Annotated in this window: 2 protein-coding genes; both read left to right on the top strand. The window is 39.9% G+C overall.

Annotated elements, in window-relative coordinates; translation table 11 throughout:
• Nucleotides 1-110: 110 nt before the first annotated feature.
• Complete coding sequence (locus NG821_RS12290; RefSeq protein WP_252761952.1) at nucleotides 111-1,082, top strand: glycoside hydrolase family 43 protein; 972 nt, start codon at nucleotides 111-113, stop codon at nucleotides 1,080-1,082.
• Between the two features lie 164 nt (nucleotides 1,083-1,246).
• A complete protein-coding gene (locus NG821_RS12285; RefSeq protein WP_252761951.1) occupies nucleotides 1,247-4,417 on the top strand; it encodes a glycosyl hydrolase in 3,171 nt (1,056 codons plus the stop codon).
• Nucleotides 4,418-4,738 lie beyond the last annotated feature (321 nt).

Below are 4,738 nucleotides of genomic sequence, written 5' to 3'. Positions count from 1 at the left end.
ACCTTTGCCTTAAAACTTGGTTCAAACTTACTTCTTCTTCCCATTTCTGTTCCTTTCTTACTTAGTGCAAAGATAAACAATATTCTTTAACTTTAGCACCTGTACTAAAATTGGGGAGTATTATACATGTCAGGTATTATTCCAATCCTTTAAAGACAAATGATGGTAAGTTTATACATGTTGCAGATCCTTATGTCTATCGTTATAAAGGAATCTATTATTTGACGGGAACGGCAAATATTTCTGGAGGAGTAGGATTCCCCTGTTATACATCAAAAGATATGATCACCTGGACTTATAAAGGAGCTCTTTATAAGAGACCTGCTGAACATGAAGGTAATTCAGCGTTTTGGGCTCCTGAAGTCAAATACTATAATCATAAGTTTTACTTGACCTACAGTTGTAGCTTTCCCGGGCGTAATCTGTTATTGACGTGTTTAGCAGTCAGCGATTCTCCTGAAGGTCCTTTTAAAGATCTGTATACGCCTTGGTTTGATTTCGGTTATTCAGCAATAGACGCAGATATTTTAATAGATACGAATGAAACACCATATGTCTATTACAGTCGTAATGCAACAGTAAATAAGGTTGGAACAGGAACTCTATATGTTGTTAAAATGAAGAAAGACCTTTCAGGTCCAGATGGGCAACCTATTTATATTTCTACGGCTTCCCAAGAATGGGAAAAAGTGAATTGGGCGAAAAATAGATGTAATGAAGGTCCTTGTGTGTTTAAAATGAATAACAAATATTATATGACTTATTCCGCTAATGATACAGGATATGAACATTATGGGATAGGTGTTGCCGTGTCTGACAATCCGGTGGGGCCCTGGGTAAAAGACAGTCATAACCCTCTAATGACAACTGATATGGATAAAGGAATCTCTTCCCCCGGTCATAATTCAATTGTGAGGTCTCCTGATGGGACTCTTTATATCATTTATCATCGCCATGAAGATCCGAATTGCAAGAAGCCTAATTGGGATAGGATAGTTTGTATGGATCGTTTATATTTTGATAAAAGTGGAAGGTTGAGAACTGTTGGTCCAACTAATACACCTCAGAAGATTGGGTGGTAGAATATTAGAAATAGTTGGGTTTAGGTTTAAGGCTAATAATGATCGATTGAATTTAGACTATGTATTGACCATAAAGGAGACCGCCTGATTTGAGGATATTTAAGATGTTAATAATCAAATTAAAAATAGTTGTGGCGTATGATTAAATGATAGAAGATGATATCATGGAAAAGAATTTAGGATTCAGATTACTTTGGATTTTTTTACTTGTTGTGGAATGCCTTTTTGCGAAAACCAACAACGACGATTCCTTCAGATTAGACGCGGGCTATTTTAGAAATATACCTGCTACGCAACCATTAGCTGTCTATTGGTATTGGATGTCAGATAATATATCCAAAGATGGTGTCGTAAAGGACCTTTATGCAATGAAACGTGCAGGCATCACTCGGGCATATATCGGAAATATCGGTGGTCAGGGAGTTCCTTATGGGAAAGTCGGCTTTATGTCTCCTGAATGGTGGGAAATCTTACATACAGCTTTGAAAACGGCTACTAAACTTGGTATTGAAATTGGCATCTTCAATGGTCCTGGCTGGAGTCAATCTGGTGGTCCTTGGGTCAAACCGTCTGAATCAATGCGCTATTTGGCATCGAGTCACATTACGGTTAAGGGACCTCAAACTTTATCGGTAACATTGCCTAAAGTGGGTAAGAATGCCCAAGACGTGAAAATCTTGGCTTATCCAGAAATGGAAAAGCATTGCACTTTCTTCCCATTACAAAAACTCAGCGAGGCTTCTGTCGTTGATTTGCGAAGCCCCACTCCTGCAGTTGTCCGAAGTTTAACCATTCAAATGACTCCTGTCCCTCATAGGACAGATGCGGAATTGTTTGTAAAGGAGAAAGGATCTTATCGCTTAATATCTAAATTTGTAATTGATCGGAGTAGAGCTGCTATCAATGTGGGCTTTTGCCCATATGCACCGGTTGTTATATCCATTCCAGAAATCAAAGGTAGTGAATTCAGATTGGTTATAGATAAAAAGTGTGCGGGTATGATACAGGACGTTAAGTTGTCGGATGTACCACGAGTTGAACGCTATCCTGAAAAAACTTTGGCTAAGATGTGGCAGACCCCTCATCCGATGTTCTATGACTATCTCTGGCGAAAGCAGCCGGAAAGTACGAATGGATGCGGTGTTGTTCCTATAGATAAAGTCTTGGATATAACAAGAAATATGAATTCTGATGGGATATTGTCATGGAAAGTGCCTGAAGGCAATTGGAACATCATTCGTTTGGTAATGATTCCTACTGGTCAGACAAATTCTCCTGCAAGTCCTGAGGCTACAGGATTAGAAGTAGATAAGATGAGTGAATGTCATGTCCGTTCTCATTTCAATGCCTTCCTCGGTGAAATCTTACGTCGGATACCATCGGTAGATCGTAAAACTTTTAAAGTAGTCGTTGAAGATTCCTATGAAACTGGTGGCCAGAATTGGACTGATTCGATGATAACCAATTTTAAGAAGTCTTATGGTTATGATCCTATACCATATTTGCCTGTTTTTCTCGGAGTTGTTGTAGGTTCTGAAGATCAATCTGACCGCTTCCTATGGGATGTCCGACGATTGATTGCTGACGAGGTTGCATATAAATATGTAGGTGGTTTGCGGAAAGTAAGTCATGAGCATGGCCTGACGACTTGGCTGGAAAACTATGGTCATTGGGGATTTCCTGCTGAATTTCTGCAATATGGCGGACAGTCGGATGAAGTAGCCGGTGAATTCTGGAGCGAGGGAGATCTGGGCAATATAGAAAACCGGGCAGCCTCTTCTTGTGCACATATCTATGGAAAGCAGAAGGTATGGGCAGAGTCTTTTACGTGTGGCGGACCAGATTTTACTCGTTATCCCGCAATACTAAAACCTCGTGGTGACCGCTTTTTTACAGAGGGGATTAATTCCACCTTGCTACATTTATATATCGAACAGCCTGATGAAAGGGTCCCAGGCATCAATGCTCCCTTTGGGAATGAGTTTAATAGACATAATACGTGGTTTCCTCATTTGGATGTTTTTGCGAAGTATTTAAAACGTTGTAACTATATGTTGCAGCAGGGGCAATATGTTGCAGATGTGGCTTATTTTATTGGGGAGGATGTTCCGAAGATGACTGGCATATGTGATCCCCCTCTTCCTCGTGGTTATTCTTTTGATTATATCAATAGTGAAGTGCTCCTGCTTGACGCCACAGTCCAGAATGGACTGCTTACTCTGAAGAGTGGGATGCAATACTGCGTGCTGGTTCTTCCGCACGTGTCTACGATGCGTCCTGAGATACTTCGGAAAATCAGGGAATTGGTGAGAGGTGGCTTGACGATTGTGGGCCCGGCACCAGAGTGTTCTCCTAGTCTTCAGGATTATCCGGAGGCAGACAGAGAGGTCCGTACTATCGCTCGTGAAATGTGGAACCCTTTGAAGAATTTCAGTGATTCTTTTTTTCGTTACGGTAAAGGTAGAATTTACACTGGCCATACTACTATGGAAAAAGTGCTGAGAGACTTGGATGTCCTTCCTGATTTCAGCTGCAGCCCTTGCAGTGATTCCTTGTTGTTTATCCACTGTAGACTTTCCCAGGGGTCTGTTTATTTTATTTCTAATCAGAGTGGAAAGGCTCAGAATTTTACAGCATCATTTCGTGTCAAAGGTTTTCGTCCGGAACTATGGAATCCTCAGACTGCAGAAATCCGCCTGTTGCCAAATTATAAGGAGAGCTCTCAGATGACACATGTGCCCTTGAAACTACAACCCTTTGAGAGTGCTTTCATTGTGTTCCGTCATTTGTCCTCTCATTCTGTTGGACAGAAAGAAGCCAACTTTCCATCCGGGACTTTGCAGTTGCAGATCAGAGGTCCTTGGAAAGTGTCTTTTCCGGTACATAGGGGGGGGCCTACAGAAGCTATAACTTTTGATTCTTTGTCCGACTGGATTAACAATAAGGATGAGAGGATCCGTTATTTCTCTGGTGAAGCTACGTATATGACTTCCTTTGAAATGAATCAGTTGTCTGCCAGTGAAACTTACTTGGATTTGGGAAGGGTGATGGTAATGGCAAAAGTTCGTTTGAATGGTCATGATGTAGGCGGAGTATGGACATGCCCTTATCGTGTAAATATTACTAAATACCTGAAAAAAGGCAGAAATGAACTGGAGGTAATGGTGGTTAATGACTGGATGAATCGACTCATACGAGATAAGGCTCTTCCAGAAAAAGAACGTATTACCTGGCAAACGCATAGTGAATTAAAATCAGATACTCCTTTGCAGTCGTCTGGATTGTTGGGACCTGTAGAAATACGATCTTATAGATATTATATGCTTCAGAAATGACATTTTATTATATATAAATTTATAATTGATGCAATGATGATTTCGATAGATTCTAGTTCTTTGTGGACAGGTAGTTAAATTAGTTTTGGATAATCATGAAATATCACTATATATTATGATTCTTGAGAATTAATAAACTGTAGAATGTCATTTTTTATTGGTTTTATAAATACAATTAACTTTTTAAAAATACGTAATATGAAACGTACATGATCGTCTTTCGCCAAAGGGAATGAAAAGGGATTTTTTGTATCTTTGCCACAGTATAAACCCTTTAATCCTTTAGATATGTCGAATCAGAAGCAAGAAGTCTCCTTTTCA

The sequence above is a fragment of the Segatella cerevisiae genome, assembly GCF_024054555.1.
GTDB classification, from domain to species: Bacteria; Bacteroidota; Bacteroidia; order Bacteroidales; family Bacteroidaceae; genus Prevotella; species Prevotella cerevisiae.
This window is presented reverse-complemented; position numbering and strand designations above follow the sequence as displayed.